This is a genomic window from Rhizobium sp. BE258 (assembly GCF_031457345.1).
In the GTDB taxonomy this organism is placed as follows: domain Bacteria; phylum Pseudomonadota; class Alphaproteobacteria; order Rhizobiales; family Rhizobiaceae; genus Rhizobium.
Genome location: NZ_JAVDWL010000003.1, coordinates 17578 through 37759, shown reverse-complemented (window position 1 = coordinate 37759; position 20182 = coordinate 17578). Strand labels below are relative to the sequence as shown.

Sequence of the window (20182 nt, the reverse complement as noted above, 5' to 3'; positions counted from 1 at the left end):
ACAGGCGGCCGATGCCGCCGCTGCGCTCCCAGAGTTCCAGCATCTGCTGGCCGAGATGGCAGGCCTCGCAACAGCGAGGCAGAGCAGCTCTACTCTGGCGTCAAAAGTTGAACAGCCTAACGCTTTATCGCGCGAAGAGCGGCCAAGACTTCCCCTGCGACAGTCTTCCAGGTGCGCAGCCGGGGCTTGGCCTCCGCTATCTGCTGCCGCAGGCTTTCGCGGTACGATGTATCCTGCATCAACTTATCGACCAGCGCTGCCAACGCATCTGGATCATCCGGATCGAAATAGAGACCCAGGTCACCGCAAACTTCGCGAAGGACCGGGGCGGTCGAGCAGATCGCCGGCGTTCCGCACCACAGTGCTTCACCGGCAGGCAGCCCCCAGCCTTCTATCCGGCTAGGAACCACCACCGCGAGGGCATTGGTATACAGACGGACGAGATCGGTCTGATTGGGGTTCTTGGCAAAAATGATATGATCGCGAATGGGGCGCAACGCGGCCTGCTCAGCATAGCGCTTAAGTCTCTTCCGGGGAGCGCCGGCAAGAACGAGGTTGGGAACTTCACGGCCGGCTGCCTTCATCCGCAGCAGCGCGTTAAACACCACCTCGATATTCTTGCGGCCAAGATTAACCCCTACGGAAAGCAGGTAAGGTGCCGCAGGCAGGCTGATTTCCGGAGCCTCGACACCATCAGGACAATGGTGAACCAGCGGGACGACCGCGACCGGCCCCGGTTTCGGCAGCATTCTTGCCGCAGCAAAGCGTCCCAGTTCGTCCCTTGTGAATTCGGAATTGGCGAGGATCAGTTTCGACCGCTCGATAACGAAGCGATTGTCCCGCAGGAAATTGCGGTCGAAGCGACGGAACCGCTTTGTGGCGCCATTATGCAATGGCATAAAATCGTGAAGCAGCGGCACGACGGCCGCCTTGGATCCCGCATTCTTCAGTGCCTTGATCATGTCGACGATCAACTTCGGCCGCCCCGCCGAAACGAATAACCCATCCTGGATATCGATCTTCGAAAGGCTACTCGCGTTCTTCTCCCAGAGCCGTTTGTTGCGCCTTGATGCCATCGAGATATTGAGCAGATGCGCAATGCCCGACAGCAGAAACGCTCCGCCGTAATATGTCCGAAACCAGCGCTGACCGACATTTTCCGGCAAATCAAATACCACCGTGCCATCGTCGGCCCTGTGCCATTTCACTTCGTAAAAGCATCGCGTGCCGAAAGAAAAAACAACGAAGCGGATATTCTCATCAAGTGGAGCGGCCTCTTTGCCGACCTCGACAACCGTCCGGGCAATGCCATAATTTTGGATGCGCCGAGCCGAAGCAGATAGCAAAGCTTCTGTAACATCAAAGAAAACGGTATCTTGCGGCATCAGGTGCACTCGTTCTGCAGGCGTTTTGCTCGGACCATATCGCTTGTCAGAGCGAACAAGAAGCCGAGCAACAAACTGAAATAATGCAGGTAGAAATCGAGACTTAGAAAAGAATCGAAGACCATCGCTATGCCCCAAAGCCCAGTGACTGACAATGTCAAAACCGCTCGGTTAGCGGGTGGAAGCCCATAGGAGAGCAGATAAGGCGTGAACAAGAACAGCAAGCCAAAACATAAGAAAACGATCCCCCCGGTCACCAGCCACGACAGATACTGATTATGGTTATGCTCGAAACCAAACCGATCTTGAATGATCGACCGAAGTGACAGTGCACCGTGACCAAAGAAAGGCGCTTCACGAATAGCATTCGCTGATACCGCCCACATATCCAGGCGTAGCGTTATCGAGGGATTACCAGACCGTCGAGCTGCATCGCGCTCGGCTTCAGCGCGTAATGCATCTCCTTTACCCTCACTGCCTTCAGTTTGAGTTGCAGCGCCAGATCCGGTCGCGCGCATTGAAGTGCCAACATCATCCGCATACGCATTGCGCACCATGTCGAAGAGAGCGGGTAGTCTGCCAAAATTATTGCATCCAGTTACCGCTTGCACCGGGAAACAGAGCAACACTCCGATGGCGGCACATGCCAAAAGCTCAGTCGCGGTGGGCAGACCAGCCTGAAACTTGTGCGACAACCGCAGCAGAATAAATGCCGCAAGCACAGCAAACTGTCCAACGCCGACACCGCGTGCGCCCGTATAACCGAGCACTACAACGACGCTGAGAGAGATCAGCGCAAGCCGCAAAAAACGCGCGCGCTTCGACAACCGCTCCCAGTCAAGGAGCAATAGGAAAGACAACGTTGTGAAAATAACGGCCGGAATGAACGGCCAAGCAGCTTCCGCACGCACGCGACAGTCGTCTTGGATGCGGAGGAACATGTAGCCGCTGAGTACGGCGAATGCGGCAACAAGCGACCAAGGAGCGATTGCATGAAATCGCGCATGGAGATTCTTGATCTGTTGGCCGCGGAAAAAGCCGATGCCCGCCATCACGGCAGCGATTGCATAGAGCTCGATGTCCGGATTTCTTGGCGGCTTCTCGCCCGGCTGAAGACCTGGGTAGAAGATTAGCAGCAAAAAGCAGAAAGCAAGATAGCCGACCACCGGAAGCGCAAACCGTAGAATTGCTCCACGCGACTTTGCATAATCCGATTTCGTCCAGAACAGGAAGATCGGCAGCACACCGACGACGGCCAAATAGGGGACGATCTTGCCTGCCAGGAAAAGCGCGAATACCAATCCCACGATGAACCCATCGTCCAGAACCGCCCGCGCTTTGGAAAACATAGCCGCCTCACACATTACTCAAGAGCCGGAAATGCACCATCCAGCATCAGCTTCGCTGCAAATAAGCCTCATCGCCGCGGCGTGGCAAGCATTGTTTTCAAAAACGGGACGGCAACCCGAAGCACATGTTTGACGAGTAAAATAAGGCCTTTATCGGCAATACACAGACACAATCTCGATAGTGGCAAATCGCCCAATCAAGACCACAGCCTATGATTGCTGCTCATGGTGCAGCGATAGCGAGGCGCAGGCGTCGGCGAATTGCATTCGCCCGACAACGCCAGCACCGACCGCCGAACGAGCGAACCGCTGCTCCAGAGAGTTAAGCGCCTTACGCTCGAAAGCGTCTGCACATACGAGCACGTCTGCGCCTTACGCTCACACCACTGTTATGGCGCGACGATGCCGTTCTTTCGGGCTTTGTATGTTTTTTCTGTTGTGATCTAGGAAAGGGTTTGGTTGCGGGGCCTGAATCCACAGAGGATTGTGAATTTTGATACCTAGGTTATATTTTAATCGTTAATTTCGAAGAGAACGTAGCTCCTTGAAAGAACGCAGCCAAGGTCGCGCCAGCCGTAATTGGTTTCACGCAAAATACTACGCGTGCACCTGCTTTGAAGTTGCAAGCGGACTTTGAGGATCGAATTCCTCTTGTTCATGCGCGAGGCCTGCCTGCTCGATCAGCAAGGCAAGCTCACCGATTGCGCTCTCCCTCATGCTGCCGCCGACGCGATTTGCGCCCTGCGTTTTCAAACCGACCTTACGAAGGAGGTCGGCATTCATCATATGCGGCTGCAAGTTTACGCCGATCAATGCGAGGCGTTGCTCGATATGGCGAAAGATACGCACGCCGCCGCCATCCATATCGCCCCAATGATAGATCGGTGCGTAGGCCTGCTTCGTCAGCCTTACTATGGTCTCCAACACTGGCCGCGACGGGAAGCCGCCAGAATATATTACCAGTCCATTTTCATTCCGCGCGACTTCACGGACATAGCGAACAAAGGACGAAAAATTCTCGATCGTCATTACATATTCCGGCCTTTTGGAGAGGTTGACGCGACCAGCACATTCGGCTGGTATCCCGGAAAACGGCATGTTCGGAAATGGGTGATCATCTAACGAGATTGCCCCACAAATAAGGACGGGTTGCGGAAGCCGTTTAATCCCGGCACTGGCGAGAAGCTCTTCTGAATCCAGCGCGGCTTGCGTCTCTGTCAATGCGGAGAATCTTTGGATTGCCGATACGACTGAATTGAGATTGCGTTCGAGTGCCTTGCTATCTCCAGAGCATAGTCGTGAGAAGCTGCGAAAATCCACCTCGCTTGCGGATAGTTCGCCAAGACGCTCGCACACCGCACTTGCAAGGCGGAGGACTTGAGCAAGCGTTTTGCCTTCACCCGGCCTTATGCCCAAATACGAAGCTTTGCGGCTCCACGCGAAAGCGGCTTCGTCAAGAAGCAGCTCTGTACCCACCGGAAGATCGTCGCGAGCCCGCAGTGCGGCAAGGGATTCTGTCGCAAACTCCGAGGCCGGCCTTCGCTCGGTCCGTCGATACAAAACGTTTGGATCGCGAAGCTTCACGCTCTTGATAGACCGTCCCCACTTCGGACCGGTCCAACCGATCTCCACTCCACCGTCCCTCTCCAGCAAGGTAAGGTCGTCTACGAACGCATCACCGGCATTGACGGTCAGATCATCCTGATCGATCGCCGCTATCCAACGACTTGCGTCCGGATTTTTCTCATACCTGTCGAGCAGGTGATCGATCAGGGAAGCAATGTCGGAAAAGCGTTGGCGGCTCATTCTGCAGCTTGGCTTTCCATGTTCAAGCGTGCCGCCAACTCCTCATTTGTTACATATTGCGGATTGGCCGAGCGCATCTCCCGCCGGGCTCTATCTTTGATCTTGATGGATTCTGCCATGGAGACATCGCCGCTACGGAATATATCGATGATGTAATTCAGGTTTTCATAGACAACGGCACGTTTCTCGGTCGGCGCGGCGATGACGACCTGCAGGCCTATGTCTCGATAAAAATCGAGCAGGGTGCGCTGGTTCGGCCCATCCATTTTGCTGAAGGCCTCGTCAAAGACAGCAAGTCCCATACCCATGCCAGCTTGATCTTCGGACTGCCGCGTGCCGTGATAGGCGACGGAAAGCGCAGCGCCGATCACCACATAGAACGGTACTTGCCGCTCGGCCCCGCTGGCGACGCCTCGCCGCCGGTCGAAGCTCGTCGTGCGGTTGGATACGGCGTCGGAAATCTTCAGATCATAGGTGAAGTAATTCTGGTATTCCTGAAAGACCGTGAAGTCGAAAGTGTCGTCCGCCAGCAATTGCTCAACCTGCCGGATCGCCCTGGCATGCCGCTCATCACGAGGCGGCGCGCGCCCGAACAACGCATCGAGCACGCTGTCGTCGGTCTCGCTGTCGCGCACCAGACGGTAAATATCCTCGAATTCCTGCTTGATGGACGCCTTGAGACTGTAGGTTTCATTGTTGAACGGGCGGGACCGGAGCGCTTTGGCAAGCCTGTCCATCTCGACTTCCATTTGTCCGAACCGGCTGTTCAATTCATGAATGAACGTGGTCTTGAACAGCAACGTGACATGATCTGCGACTTCATCGGCCTGCTGCCGGTACCGGATAAGCTCATTGCCCTCAAGTGTGGCAATGCCTTCGTTTACCCAGGTTCTGACGGCTCCGGTAATCAGCGCCTGAGCATAGCCCTCAAGCGGATCCGGGAAAGCAATAGCGTAACGGCCGAGTGCGGCCCTGATCTGATGCTCCAGTTCCCGGTAGTCGTCCCGGGCCTGATTGGCCCGGCTCGCCATATCCTCTGCGATCTTTCGGGGTGAGCGCGACGCGAATTCCGCATAGCGCTTCCGCAGCGCCTGGAAATGCGCCACCGAATGAACCTCTTTTTTAAACTGGCGGCGATTGGTATTCAACGATAGCCACGAACCCACCAACTTTTCATCGACCTGCTTGAGCTCCGTCTCCAGAGTTGCGCGTCGAGACACAAGTTCATACCTGTCTTCATTAAGACTTTTGATCGCACGAGTCGCACGCGCTTCGGCCTCCGTGAGCTGCGGATCGACGTGCGCCGCAATTCTGCCGGCGCGGTCGCGGGCTTCGGCTCTCCGCTCGGCAAGCTCGCTGTAGGCGGTGGTGATGTTTTCCAGCTTGTCCGCATCCTCGACCGGCTGCGCGCATTGTTCAAGCCGGCGCAGAACATCGTCGAAGAAGCGCTCCCTGTCTCGATGGACCTGCAGGAGATCTGCATGCCCGGTGATCTGTTGCTGCAGTGTCGTGATCATCAGTGGCGCTGCGGCCCGGCCAATCTTCATCCCCTGAGCGCGCCGCACCTCCGTGACGAGGCCATCATGATAGGCGCCGTCGACCATAACGGCCCGGCCTCCGGACAGAAGCTCCTCTTGGCTGGAGGCCAGACGAACATTGCCAACCCTGAACACAACGAATGCCATGACGAGTGGATCGTCGCTGTTGACGACCGAGGCCAGTGTACCGCTTTCCGAGATATTGGAGCGTGACTGGAGCTTTCGGGTATTCGCGACACGGCAGCCAGGATAGTCGCCCCTGCCACGCCTCAGAATCTCGGTCGCCCGATAGGCATGGTCGGGATCGACGATCACTGTTTCCCGATCGCGCCCCAGCAGCGACTCGGCGGCATCGCGCCAGTTTTCATCGACTACCTCCGCAGCCTCGCAGAGTGTTCGCGGGCGCATGCCCTCGCGGCGCAGAGCTTCCATCAACCTCGCAGTTGCCGGATCGAGGAGTACCTGCCCCCGCTGCGCGGCTTCGAGTTGTTCGCTGTCGCGATTTATCTCCCTTTCGACCTCGCCTTTCTGGGAAATTGCTTCGTCGCGCTGCTGCTTGGCCTTTTCCATGCCCGAGCGGGCTGCTTCCGCCACAGCGGCAAGCATGGCCTCCATCCTAACAGGGTCCTTGGGCCATTCTGGCGGCGTAACGCCGCGGCTGGCCTCTTCCACCTGCCCGATAGTGCGGATCAATTCGCCGGGATTGATAACGGCCAGTCGATCGCGCAGCCTGAGCAATTCGACGGCCCTGGCTGCTGAGAGATATCGCCGATTGAGCCTTTCCATGACCTCGCCGCTCTGCCGATCGAGGTCTTTGATCTGCCTCTCAACCTCGTTTCGTTGCCCTTGTATGCCGCTCGCCGCCAATTGATCCCTTATCGCGGTCTGCGTCTTTTCTTCCCGCTCAATCTCTTCCTGGACGCGGTCAAGTTCGGCCTCCGCGCTGCGTAAGTCGGATTGCTTCAATCTTTTGTCCGAAAGGTTGACGAAAAGACCGCCCAACGCTTCCCTGAGCAGTGCCGTCTTTTCAATGGCCCGGTAGGTCGCCTCTTTTTCCTGCAGCGTAACATATTCGTCTATCTGAAGGCTGAATGACCGTAGAGCTTCCAGGCGTTCCTCAAGACTGCCGATGGTCTTCTTGATTTCCTGATAGCGCTCGATGGAGCCTCGCAGTTCGTCGATCTTGATGGGGTTTGGCTCAAGCAGGTGTTTTTTGACGAACTGTTCGACGGACGGCATGTCCGAGAAAGACAGCGCTGCGACGAAGGTGCGGATAAACCTCGCAGGATCGCCGCGCAGCTTGTTCGTGAAGAGTATGCGCATATATTCGCGGATGAACGTCCTGCCGTCATCCTGCGTGTGAAGCTGGCCATTGGACGCATTGCAGGCCTGTTCCAGCCGCCGCCTCACGACCCGCCAGTCCGCCGGCCGCAGCACTCCATCCGTCTCATCGATCAGCGTTGCCGAATCCAGCTGGGCACCGTCCGCGACGAAGCGGCCGACAATATCGGCCGTCTGGCCGCGCATCACTTCGATCGCCAATCCCAGGGTCACCGGGCGCCGCCGCCCCTCCGGGTCTTTAAAGACCAGCGCGATGTAGCTCCGCGCATCGTCCCTAAGAAATGCATCGTCGTTGAGCTGGCCAAGGCAGTATCCGGCCAGGGTGCGCTCCGACCGTTGGCCACCCTCGCCTGCCGACCGGTTGAACTTGTATAGCCTCGACGAGCCGCCAGCCATAACGGCTTGGATGAGGTCGATAATCGTCGATTTACCCGCGGCGTTTTTTCCAAGAATTGCCGCGTCCCCGGCCAAATCCAGATCGGCGCGCGCCATCAGATGCCAGTTGACCAAGACAATTCGCCTGAGCTCTATCATGCCACCACCGCCGCGGCGGCCTGATCTTTCGCCTCTGGAGAAGGAATGGCAACGCCTGCAAGAAGGCCCTCCAGCGACGCGACGAAATCGTCTCCCGCGACGGTCGCGACAAGAGCGCGAATATCGAGATCCATGTCTTGCAGGTCAGGATCGAACGGTCCCAATCGAACCATCGCGCGTTTTTCCAGTGTTTCCAGCACCTCCCGGAAAGCGGCAGACGAAAGGCTCGCGCGACGCACGCCGGCGACGATCTCTTGATAGGCGGCATAGGCTTCGTTGAAGCTCGTACGCACCGTGCCCTTGTCCTCGATTTCACCACGCTGCAAGGCTTCTTCCCAGAGACGCCGCAGGACCAACAGCACGACTGTGTCGTCGGTACGCATCCGCGGCAACGTTATCCGCTCGGGATCAGGCAGAATTCCGGCCCATCCTTCGGTTTCACGGTGCACCAGGCGATAGCCTGCCACGTCGAAATATGCCTCTACCAGAGCCTTCAATGCGGGGCGAAGCAGGGTTTCCATCAGAGTGGCCGAACCGCGGTCCTGGACATGGACGAACTGATCACGCATCAGATGCGCAATGAGCCGCGTGACACGCTCAGCATCGCGCGGATTGACTTCTTCCAGTCTGGCGAATTCATGAAGCATGGCCGATCTCCAGTGTAACGTCGCCATCGAGGCGTTTGACGATAAAGCCCGGGCACTCAAGCCAGTCGTTCGAGATGGGCTGCGTCTCATCACGAATGAATTCGAAGCGGCTCCGCATCGCGACCGACAGGCGGGAGCCGCTATCGGCGCCGAGACCGCTGGCGACCAGCAAACGCAAGGCCTCGAAGGCGAGGAAGTCATCGACGGTTTCAATGCGCAGGGATGCCCCATGTGCCTGCCCATGCGGGGCTATGCGCCGCTCCAGAAACCGGCTGACCTTGGCGGGCGAGATGATGAGGCGCTCGAGATAGGCTCTTTCCAACATCCGCCTTTTCTCCATGACCGGATCGGGCAACGGCATCGAAAAGTCGCCATCGGACAGGGCGGGACGCGCGCCACGCGGCTTCGCCAGCAAATCGGGCGCAACAACCGGTATGCGAGGCTCCAGTGGCCCGCGGATCGCGACGTCGCCGCCGCGGCCCGACATCACCTCGTCCAGTTTCTGGATAAGACGCTCGCTGCGCTGAAGAAAACTGGTGCGTCTGCCGGCATAGCGGACCACGTTGCGGAGCCTGGTCTCGAGTCTTACGCGATGCCGCTGAATGCCTTCGAACGCCTCTTCGATCCGCTCGAACACACGACGAATGCTGGCTATGTCTTCATAGACCAGATCGCGCCCTGCGATAGCGGTCGGCACCAGCTTCGCTTCAAGATAAGCGTCCGCGATGGCATCCGTGTCGATATGGGAATCTTCGAGCTTTTCCAGAGCGATCAGGATCGCGCGGCGATGGCGGTAAGGATGGGCGTTAGTCGTGATCGCTGTGTAGTCTCGCAGCAGCACCTGTTCGACGAAATCCTCAAAATAATGCCTCAGGCGGTCGGCAAGCGTATCGGACGAAAGAACCCGACGATCTATGTCCCTCAGCGCCGAAAGAACGCTGCGAAGGTATCGCCCGAAAGCCGCCGCATCGCGCGCCGCCTTGTTCAGGCCCAGTGCATTTTCCGCGGGCTTTTCTTCAACCGCGCGTATGGCGTTGCGGACCTCGATCACCAAACCGCCCAGCTGCTCGACGACTCCCTGTTTCAGCGAGCACAGGAACTCGGCCAGACGCATCGCGCCTGACGGCATCTCCACGGTCGTTTTCAACCCGTAGCTGGCTTCATCAAGCCAGCCGGTCTGCAGCATCCGGTTGTAAATGTGGCGGCTGCGGCTGATCGCAATCCCGGTTGCCTCGTCGTCCGCCCCGTCGATGCGCCGGCGGCGTACACGCCGGCCCGTTCTCGAAACCAGCCGATCCAAATCGATGGCGGCTTCGTCTTCCGCCCAGAGGCAAGGTTCGCGACTGAGGCAATCGTAGATCGCATTCACAACCTCTGCCTGGCTGGGAAACAGCAGATCTGACCGGTAGAAACGCTCGTAAACAGCGAGAATCGCCCGTTCAAAGAGGACACGGTTGGCGCCGGTGAATAGGGTGAATATATCCGGGTCAAGTTGCCCAAATAGCCGCAGACCAGGTGACCCAGCCGACGATGTCGAAACGCTTTCCACCAAGATATCCCCCTGCCCTTGCAGAAATCTGTCGTGAAGGAGCCAACCCAGTCAAGTGTGCCTCCCTCGGAGAAATCACCCGGAGATTGAACGCGCCAAAGTTGTCCACAGATCTTCAGTCCGACAGGGCCACCAACACGCGCCCGCGAATGGTTTCGTTGAGATTCCAGCCTGCCATTGCCCGGCGCAGCCGTTCTCTTCGCGGAAATTTTTGGCAATCTGTTTGCTTGCTGGTGGTTTGGAGATTTCGGTTGCGGGGCCTGATCGCAGGGAGACTTGTGTATCTAATGGTAATGTTGGTATCCGCAACCATAGTGAAACCAGCCGCAGTCACATGGTCAAACCGCCGACGCCAACCGCTTCCAGTCCCTTTCGCAACGCCTTGTTTCATTTCGCTTCCGCTGATTGTCGCTGCGCCCAGGACATCGTGGCAAGCCGTCTCGACGGCATCAGCAATGCCAGAATGGCGAGGGCGCCGTGCCAGCGGACAAGCTTCCGCCGCCCAGGATCAAAAGCGTAGTGTTCGGGCCGGGCAAAGCCCGGACGACCGTGAATATATCGATGAGGCGCTTAGCACTAACCAACTACAGACATCGACGGCCTGGTGTTTGAGACCAGGGAGATCGCCGAACCGCCGCCGACCGAGGGCATCGAGAACGGCACCAAGACGGCCTTAAGTGCAGCCGATCGTGGCGGTAATCGCTTATATCGCTTGAGGCGTCGGCGAAGTCGTGATGAAGAGCGCGATAGCGCTCTTCATCGTTGCAGGCCGGAACCAGCATGCTGTTGGAGTAGATCCCGGCCTTTCTGGAGTTCTTCGGCTTTCCGTCCAAGACAGCCGAAGAATTGCGCGTGGTGGCGACGATCTAACGGCCGAAGCGATTAGGACAAAGCCGATAAAGCCCCCCCTCACGCCGTCTTGGCGCGCCAGAGCCGTTCTTCGGAAGTATCCTCGTATCCCAGCTTGTCGAAACTCGCGACTTCGAGAAGCAGTCCCCAGGATGAGCGCAGATATATCCAGTCAAAGCCCTTCAGTGGGCCCTCGGTGATGAGGTTGGGGCCTTCCAGCAGTTCGATGCCTTGCGCTCGCAGGCGTTCCACGGATGCGTGAACGTCCTCCACCTCGAAACACATGTGCACGCCGCCGACTTCGGACGGCCGTTTGTGAGGGGTTTCCTCCTCGCCGCTATATTCGAAAAGCTCAACGCTTGTACCGGCGCCGCAACGCAGGAAGACGAGGTCACGGATCGTCGATTGCGGCGCAGCTCCGATCTTCTTGGTCATGAAGTCCTGATCGACATCGAATGGGCCGGTGCGGAAAACTTCGACCGCGCCGAAGACCGCTTTGAAAAAGGCGATGCCCTCTTCGATATTGGGCACCGTAATGCCGATATGGTGCATGCCGTAGACTTTGTTTGTCATGTTCTTCCTCCCTTTGGGAAGCGGACGGTGCCCGCATGATTTAGCGTTTTGAACAGGCGGGGAGAGCCAGAGTTCCCGAACGCTGAAGCCGTCAACGGGCCGCCCGGCCGCCGCGAACCGCCGAATAGATCAGGGCCGCCACAACGATCAGGACGCCCTGGAAAAAGTACTGATAGGTCTGCGACAGGTTCAGGAAAGTGACGGCGCTGAGCACTTCGGTGAGCAGAACAGCACCAAGCACCGTCCCGATGAAGGTTCCGCGGCCACCGGCGAGACTGGTGCCACCGAGAACCACCGCGGTGATGCTTGAGAGCGTGTAGTTGACGCCTTGCCTGGGGTCGCCGACGCCGATCTGCGCCATCAGCATGACGGCACCGAAGCCGGTCAGAACCGAACATGCGATATAGCCGGCGATATAGGTGATATCGATCGGAATACCGACCCTGCGCGCGGCATCCTCGTTCGATCCGACGGCTCTTAGACGCCAGCCCGATCTGGAATTGCGCAGAACGTACTCGCCTGCCAGCGTTATCGCGACGAGGACGAGAAAGGCGACGGGAAACGGCCCCAGCTGCCAGTTGATCCAGTCAGTCACGGCGTAGCTGATATATCCATCAGGATTTTCCCGCAGCAGAAAGCTCATCCCCTGGATCGCGATATACATCGCGAGCGTCGCCGCGATCGGCGTGAAATTCGCGTAGCGTATGAGCACGCCGTTGATCGTGCCGATGGCCACCGCGCCGGCAAGCATCATCAGGAACCCGACGGCGACCATTGTGCCCGACATTTCATCGGTCACGAAGAAGGACGCGACAACAACCAGAAAGCCGGCAAGCGGCCCGACCGAAAGATCGATCCCGCCCATCAGCAGCGCGATGGTTTGTCCGAGCGCTATGAACCCCAGCGCCGTGGCGAGCAGAAAGATGTTGTTGATGTTGTAGACCGACAGGAAATTTTCGTTCTGGGCATTCACATAGAGGCCGAGGAGCACGGCGACGATCGCAAGCGGCACGACGGGCGCATTGTCGGACTGCATGAAATGCCTCAGGCGCTTCATGTGTCCGCTGCTCTTCACCGCGTCGGCATGGTCATGCGTCTCTGAATTGACCGCCGCCGCGACAATCCTCTCTTCCGTCACCTCATCGCCTTCCAGCGTGGCGACGACATGGCCGCGCGACATGACGATGACCTTGTCGCACAGTCCTTGCAGCTCGACGGCATCTGAGGAATTGACGATGACGGGTGTACCGGCATCGCAGACATCCCGCAAAATGCGGTAAATCTCGAAGCGCGCTCCGACATCGACGCCCTGCGTCGGTTCGTCAGCAACGACCAGTCCGGGTTCCGAAAGCATCGCCCGCGACATGACGACCTTCTGCTGGTTGCCGCCGGAGAGCGACAGGATCGGCGCGTCCATGCTCGGCGTCTTGACCGCGAGTTCGCCGAAGATTTCGCTGACCTTCTTGTGCTCCTTCTTGCGGCTCATGATGCCGCCGGATGCAAACTTTTCAAGTGCCGAAAACGTCGCGTTCTCGCGCACGGTCAGACCACTCGCCACGCCTTCCCGATGCCGATCGGACGGCATGAAGGCTGCTGCCTCCAATAGTGCTGCCTGCGACAGGGCCTGTCCTCTGAGCTCGATCGTACCCTGTGATGCCTGCAGTCCAGCCATGGCACGCATCAGCGTTGCCTGACCATTTCCCGCGACGCCAGCGACCCCGATGATCTGGCCACGTGGAAGGTCGAAACAGACATTAGTTAGCCCACCACCACTCAAGCCGGCGACAGAAAGGCCGATCTCCGTTGATTGACCGGCCGCTTTCGGCGGAAAGGCCGCTTCGAGCGTACGCCCGACAATGAGCCCTACAAGCTCGGCATCGCCAATTTCCCGCACCAGTGCGCCGCCACGAAACTTTCCATCACGGAGAACCGTGACCCTCTGAGCAATCTGACGGATCTCGCCAAGGCGATGCGTTATGTAGACGACTGCGGTTCCTTCCGCGGCTGCCTTGCGTACGAGACTGAAGAGCGTCTCCGTCGCGTCCTGATCGAGCGAGGCGGTCGGTTCGTCGAGAATGAGCAGCCGCGGCCTGACGGCAAGCGCCTTGCCGATTTCGAGCAGATGTTTCTCGGCAACGGTCATTTCTCCTGCACGCATGCGCAGAGGCAGGTCCAGCCCCACCGTCTCAAGCATCTGCCGCAGAGCGGCAGGCGACCGCTGCTCGGAAAGCGCGGATGCTGATAGCGCGACGAGCAGATTCTCCTCGATCGAGAGGTCGTCAAGAATGGCCGGATGCTGGAAACAGATGCCGATGCCGTTCGAAGCGGCGATTTCCGGCGTCATTTGCTTGATCGGCTGGCCTTCAAAGATGATCTCACCCTCACTCGGCTGCAGCGTGCCGGAGATGATATTCATCAATGTCGATTTACCGGCACCGTTCTCACCGAGGATCGCGTGCACCTCGCCCTGGCGAAATTCGACGCTGACGTCGCGAAGCGCCGGGACGCCCGAAAAATACTTCGAGATGCCCACCAGACGGATGGTCACGTCGCTCTCGGCCGACATGTGCGTTTCATTCATACTGATCTCTGCTGCTGCCATGACATGAAATCCGACTTCGGGGATGTCTGCCCGGGCGAAAGACCCGAGCAGATGGATGACGAGGTTGCGTTACTTCGTGACGGCCTTTGCCTGATCCTCAGGCGGCAGTTCGGAAGAGAGGTAGATCGCACCGGGCAAATCCTTGCGGCATTTCACGGCAGTGGCGCCGCCTGCAACCGAATCTTCGAATGGAGGCGCCTTGAAGGTCGCGTCCGCCGGCGGGGTGCCGTCGGTGGCAAGCGCGACAGCCCATTGGACCGCGAGCCGGACGTTGTCATTGCCGGTTGCTACCGTGAACAACTTGAAGTCCGGGTTGCTGGCCTTGTTCTCTTCGTAGAAGCAACCGAGCGAATTGCCGTCGGATGTCGCAAGCGCCGGGATCGATTTGCCCTGCTTGCCGAACAGCGGCAGCGCGCCCACCATCGACGGGCCGAAGTCGGAGATGATGACGTCGATCTTCGGGTTCTTGGCGATTTCGGCGGTCAGCACCTTCTGCGTCAGCGCCGGATCCCAGTTCGTGACGGCAAAGGGAGCCTGGTTCACGAACACATATTCAGGCCCGAGGATCTTCTGCATGCCCTTCAACTCGTCCAGACCCTGGCTGTTGCCGGCCGGACCGCTGAGGAAGAGGAGGTTGCCTCCCTTCGGAAGCACGCTCTTGATCCACTTGCCCCAGTTCTCGCCGTCATTTTCGAAGGAAGCGCCGACGAACTTCGAATAGTTCTGGCCATCCTTGCCGCCGACCGCGACGCGATAGGGCACGACAACCTTGCCGGATTTGAAGACGCTGGTCAGCGCAGGAAGAACCGCCGGGCCTGCATCCCCGAAGACCACCAGCGCGTCGATCCCCTTCGCCGCCATGCTCTTGATGTCGGAGATCGACTTCTGCGTATCGCCCTGGCCGTCTGCATACTCATACTTGGTGATGCTCGGGCACAGTTCGACGGTCTGCTTGCCCGACGCGGTGGTGACCTGGCGCCAGCTATTGCCGCCGTAGCCGTCGAGCAGTGCAAGCGACGCCTTCTTGGGACCGCACCAGGATGGCGTTTCGGCCTTGGCGAGATCGGCGCTGGCGAAAGCCGCAACGGCCACCGCCATCGAAAGTGCCAATTGCTTGGCGGTAGAAACATGTCTCATTTTTTATCCTCCACTTTTTTTGCCCCAGTCGCTGGTCTTGAATTTACCGTCCATCGGAACGAGTAAACACCGATGCCAAAACCCAGGGCGAGCGCCTGGATGATGGTCTGAGCCGAAAACGGCACACCGACTGTCAGTGCGAATTGGCTCAGTTGGTTCAGGAAGAAGGCGGCGACGACCGTCGAGATCGGAAACCCGCGGCCACCCAGCAGTGACGTGCCGCCGAGCACGACGACGGCCACGGATGGCAACAGCAGGGTATCGCCCTGAAAGGCCGTCGGTTCGCGCGTGATGCCGGCGATCAGGATACCGGCAAGGCAATAGAGCAGCTGTGCCCAGACATAGGCCATCATCTGATGACGGCGCACGCTGAGGCCAGCCGCCCGCCCGGCAAACGGGTTGGCGCCGATGGCTTCGAACCTGCGCCCGGCAACCGTCTTCTTCAGCGTGAAAAACACCACGAGCATCGCGGCGAGCGCAAAGAGGACGGAGTTGGGCACTCCGAATGTCTCTCCGCCCGCGATCGCCGCCAGAAGATTGGTGGTGATGGAGGGCACACCTCCGGAAATGGCAAAGACCACGCCGTAAAGCAGCGCATTCGTTCCGATTGTGGCGATGATGGCGTTCAGGCGGAACAAGCTGACCAAAAGGCCGTTCAAGACGCCGGCCGCCAGCGCAATGCCGATGGAGACGAGTACCGCCTGGTATAGCAACGCGTCGTCTTGCTGCGGATAGTGCGTGGCCATAACCACGGCAAGAGACACGGCCCCTGGGAGGGAAAGGTCGAAGCCGCCCTGCTGAACGACAAGCAGCTGCCCCAGTCCGACAATGGCGATGATCGCCGCAAAGGGCAGGCTTCCGGAGAGGGCGCCGGATGAAAGGCTGGACGGCGCGAAGAGACCGCAAAGCAAAACAAGCAGCAAGGTCGAGAGCACGACCGTCAGGAAGCTTCGCGCCACCGGTACCGGCATGAATGGCTCCTTGATGCGCTGGCCTGGAGCGATGGAGGTGATGTTCGTCATCGAAACGCGTCTTTCCAGCATTGTTCACGACAGAGTCGTCCGTTCCGCGGGCGCAAGCGCTGCAGGGGGAAACTCAACGAAGATGTATTCCGGCTTGGCGCTAGAACTCGCGCCCGTTCATCATCCAAACGATCGGTGATGCGGCGCGGCTTGATTTTTTGGCAATGAGGGTATTTGAGCGCGAATGCGTTCTTGGGCGCGAAGCCTCATAATCGGCGTAATAGCCGCTGCAGGCGCAGCCTGCCTGCGCAAGCCAGTCTCGGACCTTGTCCCAGTTGATAAGACCTACCGCTCTCATTTTCCCTCCTCCTTAGAAAATTGGCCGGTATTGAAATTCAGTGGCTACCGCGTCAGGCGCTGCTGCCTATCGTCGGCCGCCACTCATAAATACTGACGGTCGAATAGACCTCATGGCGCACGAACGGATCTTCCGAACTGAACCGGCGCATATCGTTTAGTGAAGCAACCTCGGCGACGACGACACCGCCGCTGCCCTTCCCGGCCTCATCCAAAATCGGTCCGGATTGGACCACCCGGATGCTCCCCGAGCGAAGGTGACGCTTGTGATCTTCGAGATAAAGTTCTCGCATATCCGCCTTGTCTGGGTTGGATAAAGCGACACGAACCACAAGCATCTTCTCTAGCTCCTCACCAAGCTCACTACTCGCTCCTCCCGAGCGGGCGACTTTTAACTGTCGCTGGTATGATGGTACGCGGACTGAGAACAAAGGAAACAAGGGATTTATCCATTTTGGATGTCCGTTATTTTCGCCCGGGCCACCCTCTTAACGCATGGCGCCGCGAGAGCCCGGCCCACCGATTCCCGGGGGCCGTTCTCCCCGGAATGCGCGGCCAAGCAGATCGCCCAGCTCCCGCTTCTCGAGTTCGCGCGGGTTCCAGTAGGCATTGGACATCGCCTGTTCGAGAGCGCTTTCGACGCTGCCGTCGGGCATTCCGAGATCCTTCAACGACATCGTCGCCCCAAGCTGCTTGGCAAGATCGAAAAGACCTGCTGCTGGATCATCAGCGCCCATGGCCCGCGATAGGCGCTTCATCGCCGCTGGAACTGCGGGCGCATTATATGCAACCGCATGCGGAAGAACCGCCGTGTGCAGTTGGGCATGAGGCAGATTGAACATCCCGCCCAGCGTATGGCAAAGCTTGTGATGCAGCGCCATGCCGACCGAACCGAGGCAGACGCCGCATAGCCATGCGCCGTAGAGCGCGTCCGAACGCGCATCCCGGTCGCCGGCATCGGCGTGAATGAGCGGCAGCGAACGGGTTATCGCAGATATTCCCTGTTCCGCCATCAGCGAGATGATGGGGTTCGCTTCGCGGGCGTAGAGCGCTTCAATGGCATGTGCGACAGCATTGATGCCGCTGGTCACCGACAGCGCAACCGGCAACGTCAAGGTCAGATCGACGTCGTACATGACGACTTCAGGAAGAATGCGCGGATCGGACTTTGTGACTTTGCGGCCGCCTTCCGTTTCTCCCAGGATCGGCGTTGCTTCGGAGCCTGCATAGGTCGTCGGCACGACAATCTGAGGCAGATCGGTGCGAAACGCGATCGCCTTTCCGAGACCGGTCGTCGAGCCGCCTCCGACCGAAAGCACGGCATCGGCCGAGCATTCCTCGAGGAACCGCATGGCATCGATGGTCACCTCAACCGGGGTGTGCATCTGCGCCTTCGAGTAGGTCGCAACGACACGCGATCCCAGATGCGCCGCGATATCGGCCGCCTGCCCGGCCTGTTCCGGCGTCGAAAGCACGAGAATTCGCTTTGCTTTCAGCCGATCCGCCTCTTCGGGAAGGCGTGCAACCGTGCCGCTGCCGAAGACGACGCGGCCGGGATTTCCGGTATAGACGAAATCTTCCAATGCCCCGCTCCTATCGCGTCTGACTGGGTCTTGCGAGAACGAAATCATAGTCGGACCGCCAGAGCGTTTCGCCGTCTTCGACCCGCGTGAACGGCGCAACGAGTGTCTTCTTGACGCCGAATACCGTGTCCGACTCCAGATAGGGATCACCACCGACGAAGGTATGCGTCACCAGCTTCTGAAAGCCGTCTGCCCGAACCATGTAGTGCATATGCGCCGGCCGGTATGGATGACGTCCGAGGCTGGCCAGCATCTTTCCAACCGGCCCGTCGTCGGGGATCGGATAGGAGACAGGCTTTATGCCGACGAAGCTGTAACTCCCGTCCGCACCGGTCACGAAGACGCCCCGGTTGTTCCACTTCGGCTGGATATCGGGCTGCTGGACGTCGTAATAGCCTTCGGCGTTATCGGACCAGACGTCGATTTTGGCGCCAGGCACCGGATTTCCGTCGAGATCGAGCACCCGGCCGATAAAGAGACAGCTTTCACCCTTGCCATCCAGGCAGATCTGGTCGCCCATCTCGCGAACCGCGCAGCCCTCGACGTGGAACGGCCCGAAGACCGTGTTTTCGGTCGCGCCCGCCGGGCGGCGGTTGTTGATCGCATCGACCAGCATCGAAAGGCCAAGTGTATCGGACAGCAGGATGAATTCCTGCCGCTCCTCAGTGCAGATCTGCCCGGTCCGCGTCAGGAAATCGATGCCGAAATCCCATTCGTCCTGGGTCAGATTGATCTCGCGCGAGAAATTGTGGAGATGCTTGACGAGACAAGCCATCACCTCGGCAAGGCGCGGATCGACATTCCTGCCCATTCGCGCATTGACGGTCGCAACCGAGTTCTCCTCGGTGAAAAACCCCGACGGCGTGGCACTTCCGCCCGCTTGATCCGGCATATGCTGCACTCCTGACATTTACGGAATGATCCGATCGGCGCGCAGCCGCTCGAATGCATCTATGAACGAGCCTGTCGTGTCCTGGTAATCGAGGAAACCGAGCTTGCGGCTGCGGCCCATATCGTTGAACGTCTCGATCTGCCGGCCGAGATCGGCATCGGAATGCCAGAAGGACGCGACGCGGGAGAGCGCATTCGGCTGCAGATCGAACTTCTTGACCATCTCGTTCCAGACCGGCTCAGCGCCGCTCATCTGCTCTTCGAGCGGCGTCGGTACGCCGGAATAGGGAGCGGCCTCGATGCCAAAATAGCTGGCAATCCGCGGCCAGAGCCATTTCCATCGGAACACTTCGCCATTGACGACATTGAAGGCGAGATTGGCGGCCGTCTTCGTCGTCGCAGCCCATTTGAGATGTTTCGCGAGCAGCCGCGCATCGGTGACATCGGTCGCCGCCTGCCATTGCTCGGGCGAGCCGGGGAAGGCAAAGGGCCTGCCCGTCTCGCGGCAGATCGAGGCGTAGACCGCGAGAGTCGCCGCCATATTCATGGCGTTTCCAACCGCATAGCCGATCAGCGTGTGCGGACGGTGGATGGACCAGGTAAAGCCGTCCCTCGCCGCCGCCGCAAAGACCTCGTCTTCCTGTACATAGTAGAAATTCTCGCCAGGGAGCCGCTCCTGCTCTTCGCGGAAGGGGGTCTCGGGCTGCGTCTTCGCGTAGGATTCGAACGGCCCGAGATAATGTTTCGTGCCTGTGGTCAGGGCGACATGCTCGACGCCGCGCCCCTCAAGGGCATCCAGCACGTTGCGCACAATCGCGCCATTGACCTCGCAATTCTTCGCCTCGGTCTCCTGCCGCGACCAGGCCGTGATGAAGACGTGGCTTGGCCTTGCATCTGCAAGGGCTGCACGAACCGACTTGCTATCGACGAGGTCGCAGCTCAACGTCTTCACGCCGGCAATCGGGCTTTGCGAGCGCGACAGGCCCGAGACTGCCCAGCCGCCTTCGGCCAGGAGATTTTCGGCGAGATTGCTTCCGGTGATACCGGTTGCTCCAACGATCAATGCGTGTTTGCTCATG

The 20182-nt window shown here is 58.9% G+C and carries 14 protein-coding genes; all 14 read right to left on the bottom strand.

Translation table 11 applies throughout. The features are described 5' to 3' along the window. Positions 1–116 precede the first annotated feature (116 nt). The gene (locus J2X43_RS10695) at positions 117–1385 is read right to left on the bottom strand and encodes a glycosyltransferase family 1 protein (protein ID WP_310293844.1); all 1269 of its coding nucleotides are present in this window, start codon (positions 1383–1385) and stop codon (positions 117–119) included. Then, on the bottom strand, positions 1385–2734 hold the full coding sequence (locus J2X43_RS10690) for an O-antigen ligase family protein (protein ID WP_310293842.1): 1350 nt from the start codon (positions 2732–2734) through the stop codon (positions 1385–1387). Before J2X43_RS10690 ends, J2X43_RS10695 begins: the two co-directional genes overlap by 1 nt. Positions 2735–3331: 597 nt before the next feature. Continuing rightward, a complete protein-coding gene (locus tag J2X43_RS10685) occupies positions 3332–4540 on the bottom strand; it encodes a Wadjet anti-phage system protein JetD domain-containing protein (RefSeq protein WP_310293840.1) in 1209 nt (402 codons plus the stop codon). Further along, the gene (locus tag J2X43_RS10680; RefSeq protein ID WP_310293838.1) at positions 4537–7953 is read right to left on the bottom strand and encodes an SbcC/MukB-like Walker B domain-containing protein; all 3417 of its coding nucleotides are present in this window, start codon (positions 7951–7953) and stop codon (positions 4537–4539) included. The genes J2X43_RS10685 and J2X43_RS10680 overlap by 4 nt, the downstream gene beginning before the upstream one ends. Beyond that, a complete protein-coding gene (locus J2X43_RS10675; RefSeq protein WP_310293837.1) occupies positions 7950–8600 on the bottom strand; it encodes a DUF4194 domain-containing protein in 651 nt (216 codons plus the stop codon). The genes J2X43_RS10680 and J2X43_RS10675 overlap by 4 nt, the downstream gene beginning before the upstream one ends. Beyond that, entirely contained in the window at positions 8590–10149 is a 1560-nt protein-coding gene (locus J2X43_RS10670; RefSeq protein WP_310293835.1) for a Wadjet anti-phage system protein JetA family protein, read from the bottom strand. The genes J2X43_RS10675 and J2X43_RS10670 overlap by 11 nt, the downstream gene beginning before the upstream one ends. 909 nt (positions 10150–11058) lie before the next feature. Beyond that, a complete protein-coding gene (locus J2X43_RS10665) occupies positions 11059–11571 on the bottom strand; it encodes a VOC family protein (RefSeq protein WP_310293833.1) in 513 nt (170 codons plus the stop codon). A 91-nt stretch (positions 11572–11662) separates the two neighbouring features. Beyond that, positions 11663–14152 carry an ATP-binding cassette domain-containing protein gene (locus J2X43_RS10660; protein WP_310293831.1) on the bottom strand — a complete coding sequence of 830 codons (2490 nt, stop codon included), beginning with the start codon at positions 14150–14152 and terminating at the stop codon, positions 11663–11665. A gap of 90 nt (positions 14153–14242) precedes the next feature. Next, a complete protein-coding gene (locus tag J2X43_RS10655) occupies positions 14243–15310 on the bottom strand; it encodes a substrate-binding domain-containing protein (RefSeq protein WP_310293830.1) in 1068 nt (355 codons plus the stop codon). Further along, entirely contained in the window at positions 15307–16332 is a 1026-nt protein-coding gene (locus J2X43_RS10650) for an ABC transporter permease (RefSeq protein ID WP_310293828.1), read from the bottom strand. The genes J2X43_RS10655 and J2X43_RS10650 overlap by 4 nt, the downstream gene beginning before the upstream one ends. A 350-nt stretch (positions 16333–16682) precedes the next feature. Further along, a complete protein-coding gene (locus J2X43_RS10645; protein WP_310293825.1) occupies positions 16683–16967 on the bottom strand; it encodes a YciI family protein in 285 nt (94 codons plus the stop codon). Positions 16968–17117: 150 nt separating this feature from the next. Beyond that, positions 17118–18212, bottom strand: a complete 1095-nt coding sequence (locus tag J2X43_RS10640; RefSeq protein WP_310293823.1) for a maleylacetate reductase — start codon at positions 18210–18212, stop codon at positions 17118–17120. 10 nt (positions 18213–18222) lie between these two features. Next, a complete protein-coding gene (locus J2X43_RS10635) occupies positions 18223–19104 on the bottom strand; it encodes an intradiol ring-cleavage dioxygenase (protein WP_310293822.1) in 882 nt (293 codons plus the stop codon). Positions 19105–19122: 18 nt separating this feature from the next. Further along, a complete protein-coding gene (locus tag J2X43_RS10630; protein WP_310293820.1) occupies positions 19123–20181 on the bottom strand; it encodes an SDR family oxidoreductase in 1059 nt (352 codons plus the stop codon). Position 20182: the final 1 nt, after the last annotated feature.